Below are 24,583 nucleotides of genomic sequence, written 5' to 3'. Positions count from 1 at the left end.
AAAATTAAGAAATCACCCTTACAAATCCTCTTCCCGCTCCAGCATTAAGATAGAGGCCTGAGGCACAATGAAATATTTTTCTTCTTCATAGATCACTTCGATGGCGCCCTTCTGCAAAAAGATGGCGAGGTCGCCTTCCTGCGCTTGCAGCGGCAAATATTTTACGGAATCTTCTTTTCCTTTCCAAACGTCGTCTTCGTCTGCCGGCAGAGGCAACGGATAGCCTGGACCAACCTTGATGACGTAGCCGCTTTGAATTTTTTCTTTTTCCTGTACGCCGGGCGGTAAGTATAATCCACTCGCCGTCTTGTCCGATTGTTTACCGGGCTTGATCAGCACCCGGTCGCCAACGACGATCAGTTTTTTTAATTTATTGTCAGCCGTGATTTTCATAATCCAAAATTATGTATCGATGAGAAAATAATTTTTAAAATTTTTGCTTTGAAGGGAAAAAGAATGTCTTTTTCAGACGTCTTATTTGTCAAAAAGATCACCCTGGTCGGTGGCGCGGTCGATGAGGCGCTGGTCCACATTTTTGGTGGGCGAGATGCCGAGCTTTTTAAATTCTTCCACGCGGCGCACCAGGTTGCCCGTGCCGGAGGTGAGCTTGCTCATGGCGTTCTCATAACTCAGCTGCGTTTTTCGCAGGGAGCTGCCGATCTCGATCAGGTCTTCGGTGAAGCCCTTGAACTTTTCATAAAGCCCGGTAGCCTGCCGCACGATCTCGGCGGTGTTCCGGTTTTGATACTCCTGTTTCCACGTGTTCTTGATCAATTGCAACGACGGGATGAGCAACGTCGGGCTCACAAAAACGATCCTCCTTTCTAATGCTTCCTCATACAACGTCTTTTCGCTTTGGATGGCCAGGATATAGGCCGGTTCAATCGGGATGAACATGATCACAAAGTCGGGGCTGTTGTCGGTGATGTTGCGTTGATAATTTTTGTCGCCCAGCAATTTCATGTGCTGGCGGATGGAGATGAGGTGACTTTTCAGATACACCACTTTGTCCTGGTCTGCCTCGGCATTCACAAAATTGTTGTAGGCGGTAAGGCTCACTTTCGAGTCGACGATGACGTGCTTTCCTTCGGGCAGCCGGATCACTACGTCGGGGCGGAGCCGGCCTTCGGCCGTGGTGAACGATTCCTGTACGAAATATTCGCGGTCTCTTTCTAAGCCCGACTTTTCGAGGATGCTTTCCAATATGAATTCACCCCAGGCGCCTTGGGCTTTGGTGTCGCCACGCAGGGCCCGGGTCAGGTTTTCGGCTTCGCGTGTCATTTGGACGTTCAGCCTTTGCAAATTTTCCAGTTGCTCCCGGAGGGCCGAATTGCGCGTGATGGTGTCGCGATGGGTTTCTTCGACTTTCTTCTCGAATTGCACGATCTTCTCGCCCAGGGGTTTCAGCAGGTCGAAGATGTTGGACTTGTTCTGATCGGTGAATTTTTTGCTTTTGTCTTCGAAGATCTCGTTGGCGAGGTTCTTGAACTGGATGGAAAATTTCTCGTTCAGCAATTCCACTTCCTTTTTCTGGTCCTGCAGCTTTTCCTGGAGGTTGCGGTAGTCGGCTTCCACGCTGGCGAGCGCCTGGCTCACCTCCAGCGCTTTGCGTCGTTCCCGGTCGATCTCCAGCCGCAATTCGGCCACCTGGTTTTGGAGGGCCTTGTTCTTTTCTTGTTCCACCAGGACCACGGAAGTGTGCGCCTGCGCTTCGGCGGCGTATTTATATTTTAAAATAAGCCACGATGCGACAGCCCCTCCGCCAATGCCCACTAATAATGCGATAATTTCCATGTGCCGTAAAGATATTCAGGATTGGACGGAGGCCAAACAATCGCGCTTTTTCTCGCGGTAGCCACCCTCCTTTCTTTTGAGGATGAAACCCAAAATTGCCATCAAATCGTTCAATACGCCACCGCCGCCAAACGTCCCGCCCGGAACAGCACCCTTAAAATATCGGGCAGTTAGTTGATTACTTGTGACAATATTCCACTTTTGACCAATTGGCGGCAGAAGGGATGATGCATGAGGGTCTGAATCAGGTCGAAAGCTTTTCCCCATTTCATACGATTTGTAGAAGTAAGTCCCCACACCGTTCGTCCATGACGACCGATACAAAACGAATACCCAAAGAACATTATGGCATATTTCTTGGCGTCGATAATAAAATAATACGGTCATGAAAACGCTATTTACAATGGTTGCCGCCATGTTGTTGGTGCTACCTGGAGTTGCACAAAAGCAGTACACCACCAACAAGGGATTTGTTTCATTCTTCGCAAAGGCGCCGGTGGCCGATGTTGATGCGAAGAACGATAAGGTTAACGTGGAGTTGAATCCTTCGAGTGATGAAGTGAGTTTTGATATGGCGATGAAAGACTTCGAGTTTAAAAACGGGAAAATGGGCAGAGATGCCCAGAAGAAATATTTGGAAACGGAAAAATATACCAAGGCTGGGTTCAAGGGAAAAATTCAAGGCAAAGTTGATTATGATAAACCGGGGTCTTATCCGGTCACAGCAAAGGGCAAATTAAAGATCCATGGCGTCGAAAAGGATGTAACTGAAAAGGGAACGGTTGTGGTGGATGGAGATGGCGTCAAGCTTCAGAGTCAATTCAATGTCACGCTGGCGGACTACAAAATCGACACGCCGAAAATACTGGGTCAGGAAATGACAGCAGACAAAGTGCTGGTGAAAATTGAAGCGAAGCTGATGAAGGGAGCAAAGGAAGTAGCTTCAAAAAAGAAAGACAAATGATCTCATCGAAAAGAAGGGAAAATGATCTCACCGATCGTCCATCCTGCAATGTCACTGGGCCGCTTTCTTCGACACGTTGGTAGCGGCGTAGTGGCCTTTTTTTTATGCATCCTTTCAGCGCATGCTCAAAAAACAGACCCCTGCATCGCGGGCGTTTTTATCACCCAGGATGATTTCATAAATGATCATCTATCCTATAAAATAAACACCGCCGCCAAAGACTATAAATTGGGTTTCACTTTCCCCGCCGACTTCACCCTCACGCTGAAGATCGTGACTCCGGATTCCACATTCAAATTTGCCCCGGGATCCATTTATGGATTCTCTGAATGCGGTCGCGTATACCGATTTTATCCAGGAGGAAAAGAATTGAATGCCCAGGAGGATTTTTATAAAATCGAAGAAGCCGGTGGCCTGATCCTCTATTCCTCCGTATTCGTTAGCGGTGATGAAATCTTCTATAGCACGAGCCTGACGTCCTCCATTCGCCGGCTCACCTTGAGAAATTTGAAAGAGGATTTCTGGAACTATCCGAATTTTATTGCCAAAATCGAAAAAATGAAGCGGCGCCTTGCCGATCGCGATGAAAACGGATTCCTCATCATGGACCTTTACGAGGAAAGCGTGAGCGCGATAAATAAATAAACCATAATGGCGCAGAACTCAATTCATGCCAGGTAACCCCATAGGTCAACTCCCCGTTGGAATTATTCGCTTGCTGGAACAAAGCCCTTCCCAAATAATAGCCCGGTAGCCCTAACGAAAGCTGGTTCGGCTACTTTTCTTTGACTTTGGATGGGGTGAAAATGTAGGGTTTCCGGTCGCGATTTGATAGATTTGTGATGAGTGCGAAAGTGCTTATTAAACAGGATTTTATGGTGGAAACGATCAACTCAAGCCAGGAGGCTATTGTACTGGAAGACCAATATGGAGCGCACAACTATCATCCGCTGCCGGTGGTCCTCAGCAAAGGCGAAGGTGTGTTCTTATGGGACGTGGAAGGAAAGCGCTATTACGATTTTCTTTCTGCCTACAGCGCCGTGAACCAGGGCCACTGCCATCCGCGCATCATCGACGCGCTGATCGGCCAGGCCCGCGAGTTGACGTTGACCTCGCGTGCTTTCCACAACGACAAGCTCGGCATGGCCGAGAAATATGTTTGCGAGACGTTTGGCTACGACAAGGCCCTGTTCATGAACAGCGGCGCCGAAGCCAACGAAACCGCCATCAAGCTGGCCCGCAAATGGGGCTATACGAAAAAAGGCATCCCTGCCGATCAGGCCGTGATCATTGCCGTGAAGCAAAACTTTCATGGTCGCACGACCACGATCATCTCGGCTTCTTCCGAGGCCTCGGCACGCGACGGCTTTGGGCCGTTCATGCCCGGTTTTGAAGTGATAGCGTATGACGATACCGCCGCTTTGGAAAAGGCGTTGGCCAACCCCAACGTGTGCGCCCTTTGGATCGAACCCATCCAAGGCGAAGCCGGCGTTTATATTCCAACCGAAGGCTATCTGAAAACGGCCGAAACCCTTTGCCGCAAAAACAACGTGCTGCTGATGATGGACGAGATCCAAACCGGCATCGCACGCACCGGCGAAATGCTGGCCTCCGACCACGAGGGCGTGCGCCCCGACTTGCTCATCCTGGGCAAAGCGTTGTCCGGCGGCGTCCTGCCGATCTCTTTGGTGCTGGCGGATGACCACATCATGCTGGTGATCAAACCCGGCGAACATGGTTCCACGTTTGGCGGCAATCCGCTGGCCGCTGTGGTGTGCATGGAAGCCTTGCAGGTGGTGAAGGATGAGAAGCTGGCAGAGAACGCCCGGAAACTCGGCGTGATCTTCCGCAACCGCCTCACGGAACTTCTGAAGAAAACAACCCTCATCACGAAGGTGAGAGGTAAAGGTTTATTGAATGCCATCGTCATCAACGACACACCTGAAAGCGACACTGCCTGGGATCTTTGTGTAGACCTGATGAAAAACGGTTTACTGGCGAAGCCCACCCACGGCAATATTATTCGCCTGGCCCCTCCGTTGGTGATCACCGAAGAGCAGATCCATGAATGCTGCGACATCATCGAAAAGTGCGTTCTGAATTTCAAAAAATAAGCCATCGCAGGGTGTTGTTGATAGACTGAATCGACAACGCTTTTTTTTCGAAGACTTTTTTAGAATTCCCCTCGGAACGAGCCCGAGGTATGGTGCCCTTAGAACTTTTTGGCAACCGCCAGCATCCTATTCCTAAACCGCTGTCCGTTATGAAAAAACTGGCTTTGGGATGTTTGCTCTTGTCTTACCTGAGCGCGTTTTCGCAAGCCAATGAAGGCACCAGCTTGCGGGTCTATGGCGTAGTGATTGATTCGATTTATCAGCTTCCGATTTCGGATGTTCACGTATCGACAAAGCGATATGGAACGATCACGGCCGATAATGGGATCTTTTCTCTCCTGCTGTCCAGCGGCGACAGTCTTTATTTCTCGCACGTCAACTATAAGCCCTTTGTGTTCGTGTATTACGCCGGCATTCACAACCATCTGAAAATAGCGCTCATCCCAAAGGTCAGGATATTGAGAGAGGTGAAAGTATTTCCGTTTGACACGGAAGAAGCGTTCAAAACAAAACTTCTGGAGGGCGATGCAGTTGAATCACACGACGTGGAGGTGGCAAAGGAAAACAGTGCAAAATTAAAAGGGCTGGGCGCTTATGCTCCCCCGCCGTCCCTCGACATCCTCGGCCGCTTTGAGGCTGGTCTCGAAGGCCCGCAGGGTGTTACATTCTTTTCCAGCAAATCCGGCAAAGGGATATTTGAAATTATTAAAGGTCCAAAAAATCACGATGCGTCGTATCGCCCTCCGAAGGTCAAAGATTCAACTCCTGTGAAATTCAACACGCTTAAAGCCAATACGCTTAAAATCGATAGCGTGAAACGTGACAGCGTAAAAAGCAAAGGCCCTAAGCCGCTGGATTGACACGTTCAGATCAGCCTCAACTCAAAGAATGCCCAACGCCAGCAATTCCCTTCGCAATTGTTCAGGCGATTGAAAATGGACCGTGTGCAAACCCAAGGCATTTCCGGCGATGATGTTCTTGACATTGTCGTCGATGAACACGGCACGGGTGGGGTCTATGCCATAGCGCTCGAAAAGGATCTGATAGAAATCCGGAAACGGCTTGCGCGTTTTTTCAACCCCCGACACGACGATGCCTTCAAACCAATGGAGAAACTCGAAATTGTCCAGCGCCCAGGGAAAGGTGTCGGCCGACCAATTGGTGAGCGCATACAGACGGTGACGCGATGCCCCTTTTATTTCTTTCAGGATCTCCACGGTCCCCGGCAGCGACCCCTGGATCGTTTCCTGCCAGCGTCCATACCAGGCGTTGATGGGCTCGGTGAGCGTGGGGTGCAGCGCCACCAGTTCGGCCGTGGCTTCTTCGAAGGAGCGGCCGCCGTCTTGTTTGTCGTTCCACTCGCCGGTGCACACGTTGTCGAGGAACCAGGAAATTTCTTCTTCAGTTTTGAAAATCTTGCGGTAGAGGTAGCGTGGGTTCCAGTCGATGAGCACGCCGCCCAGGTCAAAGATCACGGTGTCGATAGTCTTCATGTAGGGGATGTGTACGATAATATTTCACGCAGGATGCACCGTGCGCTTCAAATTCTTTTTCGAAGGTCATGCCGATCTTTTCCAGCACGTGGATGGACGCGGTATTTTCTTTCATGGCCCGGCCGATGATCTTTTTTAAGCGCAGCGTATCAAAACCAAAGTCCAGACAGGCGCGGGCTGCTTCGGTGGCAAAGCCGTTGTTCCAATACTTCCGCGCAAAACGAAAGCCGAGATCGGTTTCGTCAGTCGCCACGTTATAACTCAATCCACACCAGCCAAGGTAGGTCAGTGGATGCCGGTTTTGGGGGTCTTTGAGCAAGGTAGTCCATCGCCCATAGCCGGCAGTTTTGTAGTGCGCGTATTGTCGGATGAAAATTTTTGTTGCTTCCACCGAGGCGAAGGGCGGGTCGCCGGTGTAGCGGATCACGAGGGGATCGTTGTTGAGATCGAACATGTCCGCAGCGTCGGCTTCCGTAAATTCGCGGAGCACCAGTCGCGGGGTTTCGAGGATGGGTTTCACTTCAGTTCCTCCAATCGGGCCACCACCATGTCGGGTGTGATGCGGGTGAGACAGGCGAAGTCGCCGCGCAGGCATTTTTCTTTTCCATAGACCGAGCACGGACGACACGGAAGCTCTTCGCGGCTGATCTGCAGGATACTTTCCTCGCCTTTGCGGAAAGGACCGAACCCGACGTCGGGGAATGTTCCACCCCAAACCGAGAGCAGGGGCACGCCCATCAGGGCAGCCAAATGCATGTTGGATGAATCGACGCAGAGCATGCCATCCAATTGCTGCATCAGCGCGAGCTCTTGTTTGAGCTTTAATTGTCCCGCCACAATAACCACCTGGTCGGGAAATTGCTTTTGTAAGGATTCAAAAAAAGCAATCTCCTTTTCTCCCCCGCCAAACAGGAAAAACTTAACGGGTTCTTTCGCGATCAGCTTTTCCATGACGCCGGCGTAGTTCTGCAGCGGCCATATTTTGGACGTGTGCATGGCAAACGGTGCGATGCCAATCCATTTTTCTTTTTTGACGAGATTGTTTTTGGCGAGCCATTCTTTGGTTTGCTCGCGGGTAGAATCTTTCAGCACCATGTAGGGCGGCGAGCCGATCGTGAACGGATAGCCGGCCTTTTCAAAAGCCTTCCGGTAGCGCTCCACGGTGTGGGGAAGCGGTGTGGTGCGTTTGTTTTCTTTTTGCGTGAACGTGTGTTTTTCGCTTCGCCCTTTTTCAAAGACGACCACGGGCATGCCGAAGATCTTGAACAGGCTGCGCAGCATCATGGTGCGGATGTGATCGTGCATGTCCATCACCACTTCATAATTTCCCTTGCGCAACAATTTCTTGAACAACTCGCGCATGCCGAAGATGCCGGTGTAGGTATAGTCCACATCGGCGGGGAAGGGCACCACGCGTTCGATGTCGGTGAAGAACGACGCAAATTTGGGGCGTGTCACCACCGTCACTTCCACGTCGGGATAGGTTTCCACCAGCGCGCGTACCACGGGTACCAGCAGCACCACATCGCCCATGGCGGAAAATCTCAAAATCAGTATCTTTTTTAAGGCCACGTCCGGAATGTAATATCGGTTAGTTGTAAAACATTAGTTCGCTAAGAAACATTCTTATTGGCATACAACATCGGGTTGAGCGATGCATCGTTATACATTTTCATTTGGCGATAGACTTTGAAACGGCGTTTGCCCGAGCCGATGTCTTCCATCATTTCGTCGAACGCCAGGGCCATGTCGTGTTGTTGTTCTAATAACACGTTGAGCTTGGTCTTGGTTTTGCCAATGTGCTCCGGTGTGGCGTCTTTCCGCTCGGTTTGTTCTCTCATGTGATAGATCTTCAGCATGAGGATGCTCATGCGGTCGAGCAACCAGGCCGGTGTTTCGGAATTGATGCGGGCCTGTGGGGCGGGCGTTACATTCCGGAACTGTTCCAGGAAATAGTCGTCGATCTTTTCCACAAGGTCGGTGCGGTCCTGGTTTGATTTGTCGATGCGCCGCTTGATGGCGATGCCTTCCACGGGATTGATATCCGGAAGGCGAATGATGTCTTCCAGGTGCCATTGCACCGTGTCGATCCAGTTTTTAGCATACAGCAAAGCTTCGAAACTGCTGGCGGGATAGGGGTTTTTTGACAGTGTGTCCACGTTGTCGGCCACGTGATAATCGTCTATGCTGCGTTGAAAAACTTTATAGCTGTCGGCAGATGAGAGCATATTGAAATTTAGGGTTGCAATTTAATTAAATTGCTGTGCGCGGAATCGCCCTGGGGGTCAATTGCCGCCATGAAGTTAGGAAGAGAATCGTATATAAAAACAAATCTGGCCCACACATTGCCATGTCGTCGCATCATTTTGTAAAAGAAGGGCAGGAGCCCGCATTGTTTGTGTTGGATGCGTTGCCCTTCGCCCTTGCCGCACCGTTGTTGGAATGGGCGCCCCTGGTTTTGGTGGCCGAAAATGCCCTGGAGCACGTGCAGGAATGGGGCATAAAAATCGACGTCGCACTGTCGATGCCCGGGCAAGCGCAACACGCTGCACAAATTCTCTCCGGACAAGCCCCGGTAACGATAGCGGAATTGCTGAGGGGAGAATCTTTTTTAACTAAAGGACTTTCGTTGCTCAGCGACCAGGGCCAAACCGCGGTCAATATTTTATCCACGGCAGACGAGGCATTTGAGGAGGCCGCAAAATTTTCTCCCCGTCTCCAGGTATGCATCCTCCAGGAAAACCTGAAATGGTCGGCCATTCCGTCAGGTCAGTTTGAGAAATGGTACCCTGACGGCGTCCGTCTGCATTTCCGTAAAAGCATGCCGTCCCAGGTGCTTGACCTGCAGGGACTGACGGTGGAAAATGAACTCCTGGTAAACCACCGGCCTGGGTTGGTCAGTATTCGCTCCCAGCAGCTCTTTTGGGTGGGGGAAGAGCCCTAAAACGGCGGTTCAGAATGGCGATTTTGGCTTGTTTTGGGCTTCGGGTGAAAATCTTTTTTCAGTCATAGGGGTAAATCTTTTCCCAATTGTCATAACCCCGAAGCCGCAAAGCCGTAAATTTCGCTGATAACATAACCAAACGCAGTGGAGATATCGGTAGACCAGCTTATAACAACGCTGAAATCAGGAGATATAACTGCCTTTGAGATGCTATTCCGAACCTACTACCAACCCCTCTGCAACTACGCATACACCTTCGTCCAGGACCGCGACGAAGCCGAGGAAATTGTTCAATCCACCTTTCTCAACGTCTGGGAAAAACGCGATAATCTCTCCATCCACACCGGCGTGAAACCTTATCTCTACGCCATGGTGCGCAACGCCAGCCTCAACGTACTGAAACACGAAAAGATCAAGCAGCAACACGTGACCATGGAAATGGCCGTGGCCGAGCGGAGCGTGGAATCGGTTACCCGCACGGTGATGGCGTCGGAACTGGAAACCAAAATATATAAGGCCATGGACAAACTGCCGGAACAATGCCGGCTGGTGTTCAAATTGAGCCGCTTCGAAGAATTGAAATACTCGGAGATCGCCGAGCAACTGAATATTTCCATCAAAACGGTGGAAAATCAAATGGGAAAAGCATTGAAGATCATGCGCGACCAACTGAAGGACTATCTTCCCCTGCTGATCGTGCTGATGAACGGATTTTTAAACTAAAGACTTGAATACTAACCTCAACGATATTGATGACCTGATTGGAAAATACCTGGCGGGAGAGGCCGGCGCAGAGGAAATTGCCTTTGTGGAGTCGTGGGCCAAAGCAGACGAAAGCAATCAACGCTACTTCGACCAACTCAAAACTATTTTCCAGAAAGCTGCCACAGTGAAGGAATACCAGGCGTTTGACACGGATGCCGCATGGAATAAGCTGAAACATTCCATGAAGCACCCGGCCAAGGACAACGTTGTTCCTCTCCGCAGCCGCTCCAGCATGGCCGTATATTGGCGCGTGGCCGCCAGCATACTCGTCGTATTGGGCGTGGGATGGTTTGCTTATACCTTCCTCACCCCGAGCACTACCCCACCCGTGGAGGTGGCCACCAACCGGTCGACCACATCCGACACGTTGCCCGATGGCAGCGATGTGTTCCTGAACCGCGAAACGAAGCTCACTTACGCTTACGATAAGAAAAAGAAGACCCACACCGTGAAGCTCAAGGGCGAGGCCTACTTCAACATCCACCACGAAGACGATAAAACCTTTGTGGTACAGATCGCCGACGTCTACGTCCGCGACATCGGCACGGCCTTTAACGTGAAAGCCTACCCGGATTCTGAAATTGTGGAGGTGGTGGTAGAGGAGGGTGAAGTGATGTTCTATACCGATAAAGATTCGGGCGTTTATCTGCGCGCCAACGGCAAAGGCGTCTATAATAAGCGGACCAAAAAGTTCACCATCGATCAACCCGAAGATAACGTACTTTCCTATAAAACGAAATTCTTCAGCTTCAGCGACACCGACCTGGCTACGGTAGCCATGGCGTTGAACGGCGTGTATGACCGGAAGATCGTGCTGGGCGAGAATATAAAAAATTGCAGACTCACCGTTTCTTTCAACAACGAGAACCTGGATGCGATCGTGGATGTGATTACCGAGACGTTGGGCCTGACGGCAAAAGAGGCGGGTGGACAAATCATTTTGGAGGGATCTGGTTGTGCGAATCCGTAAGCATTTTTTGAAAGGAACGACATGCATCGCCGTACTCTTCCTTTTGTCGATGCCCCTGTTGATGCGCGCGCAAGGATCGCGGGCCCTGTTGGAAAGGACCATCACCGTCTCGTTTAATCAAGAGCCCCTCGACATGGCGCTGCGAAAAATCGCACGCGAAGGCGGCTTCACGTTTTCCTACAACTCCGCACTGATCAATTCGAACCGGCTCATCACGATGAGTTTCACGACCACAACGGTGCGTGAGGTATTGGATAAGATCTTTCAGGGGACCATCCAATACAAGGCCCGGAACAAGTATATCATCCTCACCAAGGCCGCCACCAGTTCGTCCAACAAAGACGCACGTTTCTATACCGGCTATGTAATGGACGAGGCCACGGGCCAGCGCCTGAAGAATGTGAGCGTGTATGACCCGGTTTCGCTCAACTCGACGATCACCGACTCGTATGGTTATTTCGAGATCAAGATCGACAAGCCCTCGCCCAACCTGATCCTGGCCGTAAACAAAGCCAACTACACCGACACCCTGGTGGCCGTGACCGACAAGAACGGCCTGTTGAAGATTCCCCTTCACATCGACAAACAAAAGATGCGGACACTGGCCGACAGCGTGAAAGGAAAACTCAAGCGGTTTTGGGAGACCAAGATCATGCAGTCCATCAACACCGCCAACGTGAGCGACACGCTGTATCGCAAACAGCAATTTTCGCTCGTGCCTTTTGTGGGAACCAACCACAAGCTGAGCGCCAGCGTGGTGAACGACTATTCCTACAACATTTTTGGGGGTATTGCCAAGGGGGTGAACAAGTTTGAGTTAGGGGGGATCTTCAATATAGACCGCGGCGATGTAAAAGGCTGGCAACTCGCCGGCGCGCTGAACGCTGTCGGTGGGCGCGTGAAGGGGGTCCAAATGGCGGGATTGATCAACGCGGTGAAAGATTCGGTGGCCGGCGTCCAGTTTGCCGGGCTCATCAATGCCGACAACAATTCGTCGGGGAAGTTTTCGGCCGCAGGGTTGTTCAACTACACCCATCGACAATCGTATGGCTGGCACCTGGCAGGGTTAGGGAACATGACAATAGGAGAACAGAAAGGTCCGCACTTAGCCGGACTTTTTAATTTTTCCACCCACGATGCCGGGCCAGCGCAAGTTGCTGGATTGTTGAATTTTTCAGGTGGTAAAATGAATGGCGCGCAGCTTGCGGGCCTTTTGAATTTTGCGGCGCGTGACTCCAAGGGAGCGCAAGTAGCGGGTCTTCTCAATGTGGCCGGTTCCACGGTGGAGGGCGCGCAAGTGTCGGGGTTGTTGAATTATGCTACCCGCGTCAAGGGAGCACAAATTGGTTTGGTCAATATCTCGGACACCATTCACGGGGTGCCTATCGGGTTGTTCAGCTTCGTGTTGAAAGGCTATCACAAGATCGAGTTCTCGGCCGACGAGATTTTTTATACTAACGTAGCCTTTCGCACGGGCGTGCGTCAGTTCTACAACATCTTCACGGCTGGTGCAAAGCCCAACACGTTTAAAAGCGAAGAAACCACGTGGACGTTTGGCTATGGCGTGGGCACCGCGCCCCGGCTGAACCGTTGGTTGAGTCTGAACGTGGACCTCACATCGAATCAAGTGTTGAAAGGCAACACGATCGAGGGGGTGAACATGATCAACAAGGTTTTTGTCGGTGTGGAGATGGAACCTGTGCGGAGGATCGCCTTAGTGGTGGGCGTGACGCTGAACGGTTATGTGACCGATACAAAATATTCGAACTATCCTGAGTTGTTTACGGATTATACGCCAAACATTTTTTATGATCACACCTACAACAACGGCATGAACATGAAGATGTGGTTGGGTGGGAAGATTGGGTTGAGGTTTTTGTAGGGAAGACCTAACGGTCCGCCGTCCGTCCTGAAATACTTTATTCCTTATTCGTTGCGTGCGATGGCCATGATGTGGGGACTTATCGCCATGATATCTTCATTGGTTTCTACCAGGTTTAAGATCTTTTGCAATTTGTTCATGTAAGTTGAGTCTTTGGATTTTGTTTTTATATCGTCTATGAACCATCCAAAACTCTCAATGGCCACCAGGTTTTCAAACTTCAGTCCACTTTCCATGATCTCGCTTTTTATTTCTGACGGCGTGTGAAGAAAGGCTGTGGTGAAGTATTCTAAATTATCTGTTTCGTTTAAATGAATACCCGTTTTTAAATCGTCGATGAGCATTTTTTCAAAATGATCATTGGTAATTAAATCTCTCCTAAACCCGTCAAGCAAAGAGGCATATCTTGAAATGACGGCTGCCAAAAGGACGCCGCCAGGTTTAAGGATTCGCTTTGCTTCGGATAGTGCTTTAACCCGTTCTTTTTTGTCGGTCAAATGATAAAGCGGTCCTAACAAAAGGACTAAGTCAAATTGTTCGTTTTCGAAATTCAAATCCGTGGCATCGCCGAGTTCGGAACGCGTGAGTTGTATGCCCGTATTTCTGGAATGCTGGTTGACCAATTCGATATTCTTTGGAGATAGATCTACCAAGCTGACTTCATGTCCTTTTTCCTGGAGCCAAAAGGCATAGTAGCCGGCACCTCCCCCGATGTCGGCAATGCGCATTTTGTCTTTTGACAGAAATCTGCTTATGATTTCCTTGGTTCTGAGCCCCTCGAGTTTAAAGGCCTCAAGCTCCAATCGGGATTTTTCGATTTCGTGGGAATAGAATTGTTTGATTTTATCTCTTTCCATTGGGCTCTGGTTCTAGACATTACGGCTAACTAATCCTCAAAGTTACACGCCCGGCATTGACTATGCGTTTTTTGTTCAGCGATGATGTGAATTCGAATTGTAATGCGAATAAACAATTTTGAGATCCGTGAAATTTCGTGGATATTGGCTAACGCAACTAGACCAGCAAAAAAACATATGTATTTGAAATGAACATGTAAGTTTAGACAATTGCTAGCAGCCACGTTTTAAAAAAAGTGATGAAAAGGATCAAAATAGGAGACTGGGTAACTTCTTATTCAAAAGGAATTCATAGAGTAGAGAAGATTATTACACGTTACTATGACGAACTTGACATCGTTGATGAGGAGGATAGAAAAATTGGAGACGAGTGGCCCGACAAATTTGTCGTTTCTAAACGACTTCTGAATAGCAACTTCAAAAAAGCGCTCGGGCACGATTCGTGCAGTGATTTTTTTGTCAAACCGTTGGGCAAAGAGAAACTGAAGATTTTAAATCAGACACTAAGGAAAAATCCAGATTGGCTGGCAGACCTGGACTACTATCAAATTCCCCCAATTAAGTCAATCTATAATATGGATTTAAAACTAAAGACCAGGGGCGATGTGAAATTGATAAAGGAGTTTATGACATTTATAAAAGACGGCCGGACTTATAAGGAAGTAAAAAAAGAAATGACCAGGAGACATCTTGATAAGTATATGCCGGACACATTCGGTAATTATCTTTTACAGATGACAAACATTGACAATGAGCAAAAGGGCAAAAGGACAGTTTGGAGGGAGGTTGATTTGTTAAAGCTATAGCGCATGAGGGACTCGCTAACAAAGAGCTCAACTCAGTTTAAGTCTGTAGTTTAGTTTTAAAGATTACGTTTGGTCTAACATGACAAAGGAAGAACACAAACAACACGATAAAGAAGCTGAGAAATCAATTAAGGAGATTGTTGAAAAATATGGTTGGTATGTAGCACTATTTCACGCGACCGACTATTTGCCTTCGTTTGCCTACACCATTGGGCTTTGGAAAACCTTTAGACACCCCGAGATAATTTCTTTTGGCTTCAAAACAGAGACGCTAGGGACCATTCTCAATATAGCAGGCGACAAAGTTAAGTCTGGCGATATCATTCAGACCTCACTTGACTACGATGATTTTTTTGATAACGGTAGGGCTCAATTCATTAACGTTCACGAAGGATATTTAAAAGATCACTTTGGATATGGGCTTTGGTATAATGACCATAGAACATTCCCGGCTTTACAATTAGTTTGGACAGACAGATCGGATCGCTTGCCTTGGGACGCTGGCTTTGAAACGGAATTTGTTCACAGACAGCCTTTGCTGGACAGAAACATTGATTTCAAATTTAGAGAGGCGAAGAACTTAGCAACTTTCACGACAAGACAATGGCTGGAGCTTCGAAAACCTATTCTTCGGGTAGTTCACGACACTGACGGAGACTGGCAATTTCTCACAGGCGACCAGATGCCAGAAGACATAAAGATTGTGGCACTGGAGCAAATGATTCTGCGTGACAAGACTCTCAATGAGGTATTTAATCTTGACTATGGAGAGGCTGCAGAGCGAGACGCTATTGGCGCACAATGGACACGTAGCAAGATTGAAAAGCAAGTGGACTAACCCAACAGCGATCAATAGATGTATATGATATCGTGCTTAAAAAAATTGAGCTTTGATAGTTGAGAGACAATTAAGCGAGCGAGAAATCAAGGCGCTTAACAAGAACATAAAGGACATTGCCAGGAGAAAATCTCGCCTGACGAGATTTATAATCCTCTGGACAATCGCTTGCTTAGTCACGGGAACAGTTGCGAGCATGTATGTTGACCGTGCGCTTTGGTTGGTGGTGGTTATAGCGGTTTTTATCTTCATAGCCATTGGGCTCTGGAGCTACTTCGAAAGTAGGTTGCCTTTCGACAAGGAATTGAAGGGCATTGAAAGCCTTAAGGAGAAAAACCTGGTGACGTCCGTCCAAGTGAAGGCAACTGAGTATTATGAACTGGCGGAAGAGGAGGATGAAGGTGTGTACTATTTATTTCAAATCGAGGCTGATAGAATTCTAAGCTTCGGAGGACAGGATTTTTACCCCACCAAGAAATTTCCAAATTCGGACTTCGAAATTGTGGAAGGTAGAAGTGTCGCCGGACAAATTGTTCTTTTGGAGACCTATTGCCACGGTCACCGGATAAAGCCCATAAAGAAAATTAAAGGGAAAGATAAATGGGACCTACTGCAGAAGTTTGACCTTGATAAATTTGAAATTACGGATGGGCGACTCGAAAGACTTGCGTGAGGGCAACAAGTAGAATTGAAAAACGGAGGATGCTATAGCGCAAGAAATGAAAGTGAACTATAAACTATATATTTTCGGGCTAATCTTTGCTCTTGGACTTACAGCGACCGTCAATTATCACAAAGCTCCATGGCGGGTTGGTCTTCCAGTTGAGTTTGCGGAAAAAAGAGTTAAAGAGGTCGTGATGGACACGAGCAAAACGTCTCGGGCAAAGGTTCATCAGACCAGGATTCTAATAACTACAGGTGAGACCGCGGTAAAAATTGTCGAACCCATATTGTTTGAGATATATGGAAAAGAGCAAATTTTGAGTGAAAGACCTTACGGAGTTCATAAAATAGATGACTATTGGTTTATATCAGGTTCGCTACCGAAGCGTTACGACGCCGGCGGAGGATTTGAGATCATTCCGGACTCGAGAAATGCTGAGGTAATGAGCATTGTACATTATAAGTGATTGCACATTATGAGTCGGTAAGTAAATATTTAGTGGTGCTGTTATTCTTTGGTGACGTTATGAGACACTCGTATATAATTTTACTATTAACATTTGGGCTTTTTGAAAAAGCATTTTCCGACGCTGGAAATTGCGTTAAGTATGACGTCGACATTCAATTAACGAGTGGGCAAAAAATAAGGGGGTTTGTGTACGCCGGAAGTTACGAAACGAAATTTCAATTTCAGGACATTTCGTTCCTTGACTACTTAAACAAAATCATCCGGTCCGACACTTTATATGTTTTTAAAAACATAAGACAACTTAAATTCCCAACGACAAACTACGGGAGGGAAAAATGTGAGTTTCACTTTGATGCTGCTGACGAGAGCATGAGGATTCCAAAGAAAGAAATCAAAGAAGCCAAAGTAGTTTCCTATACGGTCTGTAATAATTGCGATGTTGCAGATGAAAAGGAGGGGTATTACTGGAATGGCATTTACCCTACGGTAATTACAGAGTTGAACAAAACCGAGATTGATTTACTTCAAACCAGGCCACTGGCGACAATCGCCTTTGGAAATGGCCAAAGTGACAGCGCGGACGAATACTGGATGATAAGCTATTCTCAGGAATACAAGCAGGCCGACCTGGAGAAATTGAAGAATGATTTTTTAGTCGAGGCAGGCAAACTTATGAGAGAGCGTAAGTGGGATGCTGTCCAAGCCGAGTACAAAGCATTGAAGGACAAACTGAGAAAGAAGAAAGTAGTTCTCTTCAAAATTGGGTTTGCAATATGAAAAGCAATGCATAACACCGGGCGCGTAGGAATTTTGTAATAGACCAATCAAGATAACACATGACAATTACACAGACATTTTTAAAAGCAAAACATTGGCATTTGTTCTTGCTGACCTTTGGGATACCGATGATTTTTCAATTTGTTATGATGGGGACAATGTTTGCGAGTATTGCTGGTGGAACGCAACCTCCCGATCCATCTGAAATATTTAATTTCTTTAAATTCATTCCTGTGCTGATGATCCTATTCATGGGAACACTTTTTGGTTGGATTTGGTCGATTGCTATGGGACTTCAGGATAAGGTTCCTGCTGGCGTTAAAATGAAAACGACAAAGTTTAAAATCTTCTTTTTTATTCCAATTGTTTACCTGCTATTGTTCTCCGTCGGTATTTCGATGATGATGAGCGCTTTGCCTGTCATGATCGAGAACGGCGGCAAACCCAATATTGGGCTCATAGGAAGTATGATAGGGATTATTTTTCCTTTGCATTTTTTTGTAATGTTCTGTATTTTTTACTGTAATTATTTTGTAGCCAAGACATTTAAGACAGTTGAGCTTCAGCGGGAAACTACGTTTTCGGACTTCGTAGGAGAATTTTTTATGATTTGGTTTTACCCGATTGGTATTTGGATCATTCAACCGAAGGTTAATAAAATGGCTGAGAGCGATTAGTGCCCCCTTACAAGAAGTTGTGATAACCGATCGTTGATGGCGCACTGTCGGACGTAGCCACCGCCCAAGGAACAACAGAGATAGGACAGATGAGTAAAGGAGAGAAAATCGTATTGCTGGCGTTGGCAGGACTATTAACAATTCTTGCTGGATATGTGGCGGTGAAACTTGGAACAAGCGACGCCGCATTTTCAATTCTTCCCGGTTGGCACACGACAATTTATCCCCCTGCAGTCACATGGGCAATTTTAGTGATCGTAATTCTTGTAGCGAGCTTTGTGGTCTATTTAATTTTCAGAGGTGCAGTAAGACTTTTGACTTTATTGTGGGCAAAACTGAGATCAAAGGTTTATCACTAATTCCACGAACAACATGAGAGCATCTAACTTTCTTTTGATAATCATCATGAATGCTTCACTCGCGAAAGCTGACTGTTTAGGTTGCTGGGAATTAAGAAAAGTGGAGATAACTCTAAAATATGATTGAATCTTCAGATTTGTAATTATTTAAAATTGCATGGACAAAATTTACAATATATTACTGGACGACAAGAAAATTGGGACGACCAAACTTGAATACGGTGACCCGCCTATGGGTGTTGTCTTTGGAGAAATTAGCTTTATCGACATCGCGACTCCCTACGATTTTTTCAAATCTTACTGTGAAACAAATAAAATAACCTTTACGGACTATGCTGATGATAAAATGATTTGTTGTGCAATACCGAATTTAAAAGTAGCGGACGATAAAGGGAATGAAATAAGGGGACTTGATGGTGATGTATTTGCGACCAACACCTATCCGTCTGAGCTGACGATTTTCGGGATCGCTTATCCATTTTACGAAGACGAATTTCCGCATCACGTAAAGGCTTACGAAGAAAGACTTAATCGATTACAAAATGAATAGCGGCAGAATGGTTTTGCGACGATGACGTGATGAAATCAGCTTTAAGTTTTTGTTCTTCATTCGACGTTTTGGGCACGACGAATGGATTAGTTTCAAAAAGCCCTATGGCAACACTTTAATTTTTGATTTCCAATTTTCTTATTGCGCATTCGCAATCGCAAACGCCGGTTCCGCTGCGGGTACCGGACGCTTACCCAAGTCCTTCAGCAATTTAGCATGACCCAACAACGCTCCCCGAAACGTTGGCTCTGCTTTGTAAGGCAGTCCAAACTCCTCGGCAGTTGCCTTTACGATCTTAGAGATATGCCGGTAGTGAACATGGCAAACATTCGGGAACAGGTGATGCTCCACCTGGAAATTCAAACCACCTACATACCAGGATAGAAGACGATTCTTGTTGGCAAAATTCGTGGTGGTATGCAATTGGTGTATAGCCCAGGAGTTCTCCATGTTGCCTTCATCATCGGGCAGCGGAAATTCCGATCCGTCGATCACGTGAGCCGGCTGGAAGATAACGGCCAGGATGAAGCCTGCGATGTAATGTGCGGTGGTGAAGCCGATCAGCCACTGCCACCAGGTGATGTCCATCACCACCATGGGAATGACCAGGATATAAACGAAGTAGATCGTTTTCGTCGCGACCAGGATGACCCACTCGGCCACTACATTGGCCTTCTGTTTTTTCACCATACCGTCTTTTTGATAACGGGTGAGGCGGGCGAAGTCTTTATGGAATACCCAAACGATGGTCATCAATCCATAGAAGAACCAGGCATAGAGGTATTGGAACTTGTGGATGGCTTTATAGGCGCTGTGCGGCGTCATGCGGAGAATGCCGCGCGGGCTGATGTCTTCGTCCACATCGTGAATGTTCGTATAGGTATGGTGCAGCACGTTGTGTTGCACTTTCCAGTTAAAGGCGCCGGCGCCGATCACATTCAGCGAATAGCCCATCAGGTTGTTCACCCACCCCTTGTTGGAATAGGCGCCGTGGTTCGCATCGTGCATAACCGACAGGCCGATGCCCGCGATGCCAAAACCCATGATGGCGGCCAACCCCCACATACCCCAGCCGTTGACAACGGTACCGGTAAGTAACAGAACGTAGGGAACAAAATAGAGCGCATACATGAAAACCGTCTTCACTTTCATTTCCGCATTGGCATAACGGCTAATGTTATTGCTTTTGAAATAGTCGTTTACGCGGCGGTTCAGGGTGGAGAAAAAATCGGCCCGGTTAGATGAAAATCTGATGCTGTTGGCAGTTCTCATGTGTTGTTATGGATCTTTTGTCTTGAGTCTTTGCGGATGAATAACAGAACAATGGAGTTTTAAAAGTAGCGAGAATAAAAGGATAAACGAGTGTTAGGCCATCACTTAAATTTCTACGAGCTACTTTGGGGAAATCAAGGGTCTGCAATGCATCGATACAACGGTAAAAATACACCTGAAATTGTACAGGTTCCGTGTAGTAAATGCTCACATCTTACATCGGTGCGAATAGTCCGGGAAGCGAAATTATTTTAGCTCGGCCAGCACCGTCTTGCCACCCTTTGTAACATCGCCGATCTTCACCGTGACCTTTGCGTCCAACGGAAGATAAATGTCGACGCGGGAGCCGAATTTGATGAACCCGAATTCGTCGCCCTGCTGCAGCTGCTGATCTTGTTTCACATACCACTTGATGCGGCGGGCGAGTGCGCCGGCGATCTGGCGGAAGAGGATCTCCACGCCGTCTTTCATTTTCACTACCACGGTGGTCCGTTCGTTTTCCGTGCTGGATTTGGGGTGCCAGGCCACGAGGTATTTGCCGGGATGGTAGGCAAAATAGCTGATGATGCCGCCCACGGGCATGCGATTGATGTGCACGTTCACCGGCGACATGAAAATGGACACCTGCTTTCTCCTGCCTTTCAGATATTCGGTCTCCTCGGTCTCTTCGATCACCACCACTTTGCCGTCGGCCGGTGCCAGCACTTGGTTTTCGTTCTGCTGTACCTTGAAGAGGGGGATGCGGAAGAACTGAAGGATGATGAGATAGAAGATAATGCTGACGCCGATCACTGTGTTTTGCACCGCCGCGTTGCCGGGCATGTAGTAGGCCACTGCCCAATTCAGGGCGAAAAGAATCAACAAGAGGACAAAAAGTAAAGTACGGCCTTCGCGGTGTATCGTCATGATCGGTCTGGTTAAATGATCTTTAAAAAAATGAGCAAGCCTGTTAAAAGCTTGCTCGTAAAGTTAAGGCTAAATTGGGAATCGCACCAACTAGTAGCCGCCGCGGAACTTGTATGTTTTCGACACTTTGTCGATGGCCACCATATAGGCCGCGATGCGCAGGGGCACCTTGTAATCCTGGGCGGTTTTGTAAACATTGGTGAAGGCATCTTTCATGATCCGGTCCGAGCGGCGGTTCACGCGGTCGGCCGTCCACTTGTAGCCGAGGCGGTTTTGCACCCATTCGAAATAGGAAACCGTTACCCCGCCGGCGTTGGCGAGAATGTCGGGCACCACCACAATGCCTTTTTCATTGATGATGCTGTCGGCGCGCGACGACGTGGGGCCGTTGGCGCCTTCCACGATCAGTTTTGCTTTGATATTGGGAGCGTTAGAGCTGGTGATCACGTCTTCGGTGGCGGCGGGCACCAGCAGGTCGACCGGCAAGGTGAGCAGGTCGTTGTTGCTGATCTTTTCGGCGCCTTCAAAACCATCGAGCGAGCCTTTTTTATTGTCGCGGTATTCGATGGCCTTCATGATGTCGATGCCATTGGCGTTGTAGTAAGCACCGGAGAGGTCGCTCACCGACTGCACCAGCAGACCGCGTTCGTGTAGCAGGCGTGCGGCCCACGAGCCCACGTTGCCAAAGCCCTGCACGGCGCAAGTAGCTTTGTAGGGGTTGATCTTCATTTTCTCCATGGCCGCCATGGCCGAAACCATCACACCGCGGCCGGTGGCTTCCGTGCGTCCTAGCGACCCGCCCATTACCAGCGGCTTGCCCGTTACTACCGCGTGGGTGGTCATGCCCTGGATACGGGAATATTGGTCCATCAACCAGGCCATTTCACGGGGGCCGGTACCCATGTCGGGTGCGGGAATGTCTTTGTCGGGGCCAAACACGCTGGCCATTGCCTGGGTGTAGGCGCGCATGAGGCGCTCGATTTCGCCGGCCGACATCTCGCGCGGGTTGCAAGTCACGCCGCCTTTGGCACCGCCATAAGGGATGTCCACTACGGCGCACTTCCAGGTCATCCATGCGGCCAGGGCCTTCACCTCGTCGAGGTTCACTGCGGGGTCGAACCGGATGCCACCCTTGGAGGGGCCCAAGATGGTGGAATGGATGACGCGGTAGCCTTCGAATACTTTTATCGTGCCGTCGTCCATGGTCACGGGCAGGGAGACGATCACCTGCCGGGCCGGATTTTTCAATACGTTATAGATCTCTTCTTCGAGACCCAGGAGCTGCGATGCTACCTGGAATCTGGACATCATGGCTTCAAAAGGATTCTCTTTGTCTTTCAGCGGGGCCGGTTCAATGTATGCCATAAAAAATGGGGTGAGCGTTTACGATAGAGAAGTTAGATTATTTTTTGGTGCGGAGTTTTGTCTTTTTTCTGAACGATGAACGGGGAGATCAAATTCATTTCCGAAAACGGTTGCAAAGTTAATTAAATTCATTTCTTCCCCGACTTTTTGATGGAAAAACCAAGGCTTGTTTTGTCCCGGAACTACCCGCGGGCTACAAGATTTTGTGATCCGTTGAAGGATTGAATTTTTGTTCTGCCGATGGCCGGAACGGTGGTGGAAAATTTTGTTTACAGCTTCTTTTCTCATGCACGGTCCGTTTTCTCTTTTCGCAGGGTCTCCAACTCGGTCACATCGGCCTGGAGGCCGAGGATTCCCATCTCATTTAACGGATCGATGTGGAAGGGCATCTTTATGGTGTGCAATATTTTTCCGCCATCGGGGTGAATGTATTCGGTTCGCCCGGTGGCGATGATCTGGTGCTCGGCCTCCAGCCAGTCGGAGGCATCTTTGGCACTGTAAAAATCGAAGTCCGATTTGCCGATGAGTCCTTCGGGGGAATCGAATCCGTGAAAGCGCGACACGGCGTCGTTGACCACAAAGAATTTTCCATTGTATTGTTTGAGGAAGACCTTGAGCGGGATCTCGTTGAGGATGCGGATCAGCATTTTGCGCGTGGCGTCCATGGCAACGTTCAGCTTGTCGAGTTCGGTCTCCTTGTTCTTGATCTCGGTGATGTCGTTGATAAAAACCAGGATGCGCTCAACACCGGCGTTGCCCTGCAGCGGGTAGAAGCCGGTGCGCAACCAATGTTGATTCTTTTGCGAATCGTGGAAGGTGAACACGTGCTCGGCGGAATTTCCACCCTGTACCGCCCGCCAGGCATTGGCAAACGTTTGGACATTCTGGTCGTCGGGTGTGAGCAGGCTGTCGAACGACTTTCCATAGAGATCCTGCGCGGTGAAACGCAGGGTTTGGAGGAGACGGTCGTTCAACTTGATGAGGTTGCCCTGGAGGTTCAGCTCGGCCGTGGCGGTGAGCGTGTTGATGGCTTTGAAAAGCTCTTCCATTTCCAGGTTCACCTTGCGCATGTCTTCCTGGGTAACATAAAGCTCCTCCATGTTCTGACGCATGCGCTCTTCCTGGTCTTTCATTTCGCGCTCGCGGCTCAGGGATTTGTCGAGCAATTTTTTGGTGTCTTCGCTCACGCGCACGGTAGAGATGCTTTGCGCCAGGGCTTCGGCGGCTTTTTCGATGAGGTCGAGTTTATATTTTTTGAAGGGCTTGAACGCAGCCAATTCGATCACGCCCAACGTTTCTTCTTTCACTTTCAGGGGCACCAGGAGAATGCACTGTGGATTGGCGGCGCCCAGGCCGGAGGTGATGTTGATGTAATCGTCGGGCACCTTGGTGAGATAAATGGAATGTCCTTCCAGGAAGCATTGGCCCACCAAACCTTCGCCGGGGAGAACGGTTTTTGTCAAATATTTTTTTCGTTCGAATGCATAGCAGGCGGAGAGCTCCAGGTGGCGATCGGCGTTCAGAATGAATACGCCGCCTTGGTTGGCGTCGACATATTGAATGAGCTGCGCGATGAACGCATCGGTCAGGGCTTTTATTTCCGTGTGGGAACCCATGATCTCACGAAACCTGGCCAGCCCCTCATTGCCCCAGCTGCGGTGGCGTTCGTTGTCGGCATCGGTCTTGAATTTCTTGTAGATCTCGCTGAGGGAAGTGTCCAGCAGGAGTTCGCCCGTCACATCGCGGTCAGCATTATATTCTCCGGATTTGATCTTTTGGATGATGTCCGAAACATTTTTTACGAAGTGATCTTTGGTTTCAGTTTCCTGTTGCTGGCGTCGGTCGTAGAAATGCTTGCTGGTGGCAAACAACAGAAAAAGGATGAGCCATACGGGGAGCATTTCCAGCAACAGCACGAGTGGTGCCTTCGCATGAAGCGTCGTCCAGGGCGACACTTGCGTGGAAAGCTGGTATACGGCAACGATTGAAAAGAGCAAAGCAACGGATAGGGCGAGAGCAAGACGGCCTTTTATAAAAGGAGTCTTGTTGACAAAGAACGCATTCTCCATGAGCGAAGGATTTAATGAGGAAATATTACGACAAAAAACCATCAAAACC

General features: G+C 48.6%; 29 protein-coding genes. 16 read left to right on the top strand and 13 right to left on the bottom strand.

Annotated features, from left to right (window positions below; all coding sequences use genetic code 11):
* Nucleotides 1–18 precede the first annotated feature (18 nt).
* The 3 genes from D4L85_RS06900 to D4L85_RS06890 form a co-directional block, all read right to left on the bottom strand.
* Nucleotides 19–393: a co-chaperone GroES gene (locus D4L85_RS06900; RefSeq protein WP_073141309.1), complete on the bottom strand. Its 375-nt coding sequence runs from the start codon at nt 391–393 to the stop codon at nt 19–21.
* Nucleotides 394–474: 81 nt separating this feature from the next.
* Nucleotides 475–1,794 carry a DNA recombination protein RmuC gene (locus D4L85_RS06895; protein ID WP_119753617.1) on the bottom strand — a complete coding sequence of 440 codons (1,320 nt, stop codon included), beginning with the start codon at nt 1,792–1,794 and terminating at the stop codon, nt 475–477.
* 15 nt (nt 1,795–1,809) lie between these two features.
* Nucleotides 1,810–2,181 (bottom strand): hypothetical protein, encoded by a 372-nt coding sequence (locus D4L85_RS06890; RefSeq protein ID WP_119753615.1) that lies wholly within the window; start codon nt 2,179–2,181, stop codon nt 1,810–1,812.
* Between D4L85_RS06890 and D4L85_RS06885 the strand changes: the two genes are divergently transcribed.
* The 4 genes from D4L85_RS06885 (at nt 2,180) to D4L85_RS06870 (ending at nt 5,732) form a co-directional block, all read left to right on the top strand.
* Nucleotides 2,180–2,758 (top strand): YceI family protein, encoded by a 579-nt coding sequence (locus tag D4L85_RS06885; protein ID WP_119753614.1) that lies wholly within the window; start codon nt 2,180–2,182, stop codon nt 2,756–2,758. The genes D4L85_RS06890 and D4L85_RS06885 overlap by 2 nt on opposite strands.
* A gap of 21 nt (nt 2,759–2,779) precedes the next feature.
* The gene (locus tag D4L85_RS06880; RefSeq protein ID WP_160143581.1) at nt 2,780–3,403 is read left to right on the top strand and encodes a hypothetical protein; all 624 of its coding nucleotides are present in this window, start codon (nt 2,780–2,782) and stop codon (nt 3,401–3,403) included.
* 230 nt (nt 3,404–3,633) lie between these two features.
* Nucleotides 3,634–4,872, top strand: coding sequence for an ornithine--oxo-acid transaminase (gene rocD / locus D4L85_RS06875; RefSeq protein WP_119758681.1), 1,239 nt, complete (start codon nt 3,634–3,636; stop codon nt 4,870–4,872).
* A 149-nt stretch (nt 4,873–5,021) separates the two neighbouring features.
* Complete coding sequence (locus D4L85_RS06870) at nt 5,022–5,732, top strand: hypothetical protein (protein WP_160143580.1); 711 nt, start codon at nt 5,022–5,024, stop codon at nt 5,730–5,732.
* 21 nt (nt 5,733–5,753) lie between these two features.
* Here D4L85_RS06870 and D4L85_RS06865 read toward each other — a convergent pair whose 3' ends face one another.
* The 4 genes from D4L85_RS06865 to D4L85_RS06850 form a co-directional block, all read right to left on the bottom strand.
* Entirely contained in the window at nt 5,754–6,365 is a 612-nt protein-coding gene (locus D4L85_RS06865) for an HAD family hydrolase (protein WP_174236147.1), read from the bottom strand.
* The gene (locus tag D4L85_RS06860; RefSeq protein ID WP_119753610.1) at nt 6,337–6,885 is read right to left on the bottom strand and encodes a GNAT family N-acetyltransferase; all 549 of its coding nucleotides are present in this window, start codon (nt 6,883–6,885) and stop codon (nt 6,337–6,339) included. The genes D4L85_RS06865 and D4L85_RS06860 overlap by 29 nt, the downstream gene beginning before the upstream one ends.
* Nucleotides 6,882–7,913, bottom strand: coding sequence for a glycosyltransferase family 9 protein (locus D4L85_RS06855; protein ID WP_228450792.1), 1,032 nt, complete (start codon nt 7,911–7,913; stop codon nt 6,882–6,884). The genes D4L85_RS06860 and D4L85_RS06855 overlap by 4 nt, the downstream gene beginning before the upstream one ends.
* A gap of 65 nt (nt 7,914–7,978) precedes the next feature.
* Entirely contained in the window at nt 7,979–8,593 is a 615-nt protein-coding gene (locus D4L85_RS06850; protein WP_119753609.1) for a DUF4254 domain-containing protein, read from the bottom strand.
* A gap of 122 nt (nt 8,594–8,715) precedes the next feature.
* Here D4L85_RS06850 and D4L85_RS06845 point away from each other — a divergent pair, with 122 nt between their 5' ends.
* The 4 genes from D4L85_RS06845 to D4L85_RS06830 all read left to right on the top strand — a co-directional run bounded on the left by D4L85_RS06845 (nt 8,716) and on the right by D4L85_RS06830 (nt 12,926).
* On the top strand, nt 8,716–9,309 hold the full coding sequence (locus D4L85_RS06845; protein ID WP_119753607.1) for a hypothetical protein: 594 nt from the start codon (nt 8,716–8,718) through the stop codon (nt 9,307–9,309).
* A gap of 207 nt (nt 9,310–9,516) precedes the next feature.
* Nucleotides 9,517–10,032 (top strand): RNA polymerase sigma-70 factor, encoded by a 516-nt coding sequence (locus tag D4L85_RS06840; RefSeq protein ID WP_236849098.1) that lies wholly within the window; start codon nt 9,517–9,519, stop codon nt 10,030–10,032.
* Between the two features lie 4 nt (nt 10,033–10,036).
* On the top strand, nt 10,037–11,044 hold the full coding sequence (locus D4L85_RS06835) for a FecR domain-containing protein (RefSeq protein WP_119753604.1): 1,008 nt from the start codon (nt 10,037–10,039) through the stop codon (nt 11,042–11,044).
* Nucleotides 11,045–11,051: 7 nt separating this feature from the next.
* Complete coding sequence (locus tag D4L85_RS06830; protein WP_160143579.1) at nt 11,052–12,926, top strand: STN and carboxypeptidase regulatory-like domain-containing protein; 1,875 nt, start codon at nt 11,052–11,054, stop codon at nt 12,924–12,926.
* A 44-nt stretch (nt 12,927–12,970) separates the two neighbouring features.
* Here the strand turns inward: D4L85_RS06830 and D4L85_RS06825 are convergent, their stop codons facing one another.
* Complete coding sequence (locus D4L85_RS06825) at nt 12,971–13,783, bottom strand: class I SAM-dependent methyltransferase (protein ID WP_119753601.1); 813 nt, start codon at nt 13,781–13,783, stop codon at nt 12,971–12,973.
* A gap of 239 nt (nt 13,784–14,022) precedes the next feature.
* Here D4L85_RS06825 and D4L85_RS06820 point away from each other — a divergent pair, with 239 nt between their 5' ends.
* The 8 genes from D4L85_RS06820 to D4L85_RS06790 all read left to right on the top strand — a co-directional run bounded on the left by D4L85_RS06820 (nt 14,023) and on the right by D4L85_RS06790 (nt 18,922).
* On the top strand, nt 14,023–14,589 hold the full coding sequence (locus tag D4L85_RS06820) for a hypothetical protein (protein WP_119753600.1): 567 nt from the start codon (nt 14,023–14,025) through the stop codon (nt 14,587–14,589).
* 79 nt (nt 14,590–14,668) lie between these two features.
* Nucleotides 14,669–15,427 carry a DUF4262 domain-containing protein gene (locus tag D4L85_RS06815; protein WP_119753599.1) on the top strand — a complete coding sequence of 253 codons (759 nt, stop codon included), beginning with the start codon at nt 14,669–14,671 and terminating at the stop codon, nt 15,425–15,427.
* Between the two features lie 52 nt (nt 15,428–15,479).
* Nucleotides 15,480–16,100, top strand: coding sequence for a hypothetical protein (locus tag D4L85_RS06810; RefSeq protein ID WP_119753598.1), 621 nt, complete (start codon nt 15,480–15,482; stop codon nt 16,098–16,100).
* A 46-nt stretch (nt 16,101–16,146) separates the two neighbouring features.
* Nucleotides 16,147–16,557 carry an NTF2 fold immunity protein gene (locus D4L85_RS06805; protein WP_119753597.1) on the top strand — a complete coding sequence of 137 codons (411 nt, stop codon included), beginning with the start codon at nt 16,147–16,149 and terminating at the stop codon, nt 16,555–16,557.
* 59 nt (nt 16,558–16,616) lie between these two features.
* Nucleotides 16,617–17,336, top strand: coding sequence for a hypothetical protein (locus tag D4L85_RS06800; RefSeq protein WP_119753596.1), 720 nt, complete (start codon nt 16,617–16,619; stop codon nt 17,334–17,336).
* Between the two features lie 59 nt (nt 17,337–17,395).
* On the top strand, nt 17,396–18,013 hold the full coding sequence (locus tag D4L85_RS06795) for a hypothetical protein (RefSeq protein WP_119753595.1): 618 nt from the start codon (nt 17,396–17,398) through the stop codon (nt 18,011–18,013).
* Nucleotides 18,014–18,102: 89 nt separating this feature from the next.
* Nucleotides 18,103–18,372 (top strand): hypothetical protein, encoded by a 270-nt coding sequence (locus D4L85_RS34350; RefSeq protein WP_160143578.1) that lies wholly within the window; start codon nt 18,103–18,105, stop codon nt 18,370–18,372.
* 157 nt (nt 18,373–18,529) lie between these two features.
* A complete protein-coding gene (locus D4L85_RS06790) occupies nt 18,530–18,922 on the top strand; it encodes a hypothetical protein (RefSeq protein ID WP_119753594.1) in 393 nt (130 codons plus the stop codon).
* Between the two features lie 138 nt (nt 18,923–19,060).
* On the opposite strand, the gene D4L85_RS06785 is transcribed toward D4L85_RS06790, so the two are convergent.
* The 5 genes from D4L85_RS06785 to D4L85_RS06770 form a co-directional block, all read right to left on the bottom strand.
* Nucleotides 19,061–20,194 carry a fatty acid desaturase family protein gene (locus D4L85_RS06785; protein ID WP_119753593.1) on the bottom strand — a complete coding sequence of 378 codons (1,134 nt, stop codon included), beginning with the start codon at nt 20,192–20,194 and terminating at the stop codon, nt 19,061–19,063.
* A gap of 246 nt (nt 20,195–20,440) precedes the next feature.
* A complete protein-coding gene (locus D4L85_RS06780; RefSeq protein ID WP_119753592.1) occupies nt 20,441–21,100 on the bottom strand; it encodes a phosphatidylserine decarboxylase family protein in 660 nt (219 codons plus the stop codon).
* A gap of 90 nt (nt 21,101–21,190) precedes the next feature.
* A complete protein-coding gene (locus tag D4L85_RS06775; RefSeq protein ID WP_073141354.1) occupies nt 21,191–22,465 on the bottom strand; it encodes a Glu/Leu/Phe/Val family dehydrogenase in 1,275 nt (424 codons plus the stop codon).
* An 18-nt stretch (nt 22,466–22,483) separates the two neighbouring features.
* Complete coding sequence (locus D4L85_RS34345; protein ID WP_160143577.1) at nt 22,484–22,753, bottom strand: hypothetical protein; 270 nt, start codon at nt 22,751–22,753, stop codon at nt 22,484–22,486.
* Entirely contained in the window at nt 22,750–24,534 is a 1,785-nt protein-coding gene (locus D4L85_RS06770; protein WP_160143576.1) for a PAS domain-containing protein, read from the bottom strand. The genes D4L85_RS34345 and D4L85_RS06770 overlap by 4 nt, the downstream gene beginning before the upstream one ends.
* Nucleotides 24,535–24,583: the final 49 nt, after the last annotated feature.

This window comes from Chryseolinea soli (assembly GCF_003589925.1).
Taxonomy (GTDB): domain Bacteria; phylum Bacteroidota; class Bacteroidia; order Cytophagales; family Cyclobacteriaceae; genus Chryseolinea; species Chryseolinea soli.
Note: the sequence above shows the minus strand (reverse complement) of the source record. Positions and strands in the feature narration are given on the sequence as shown.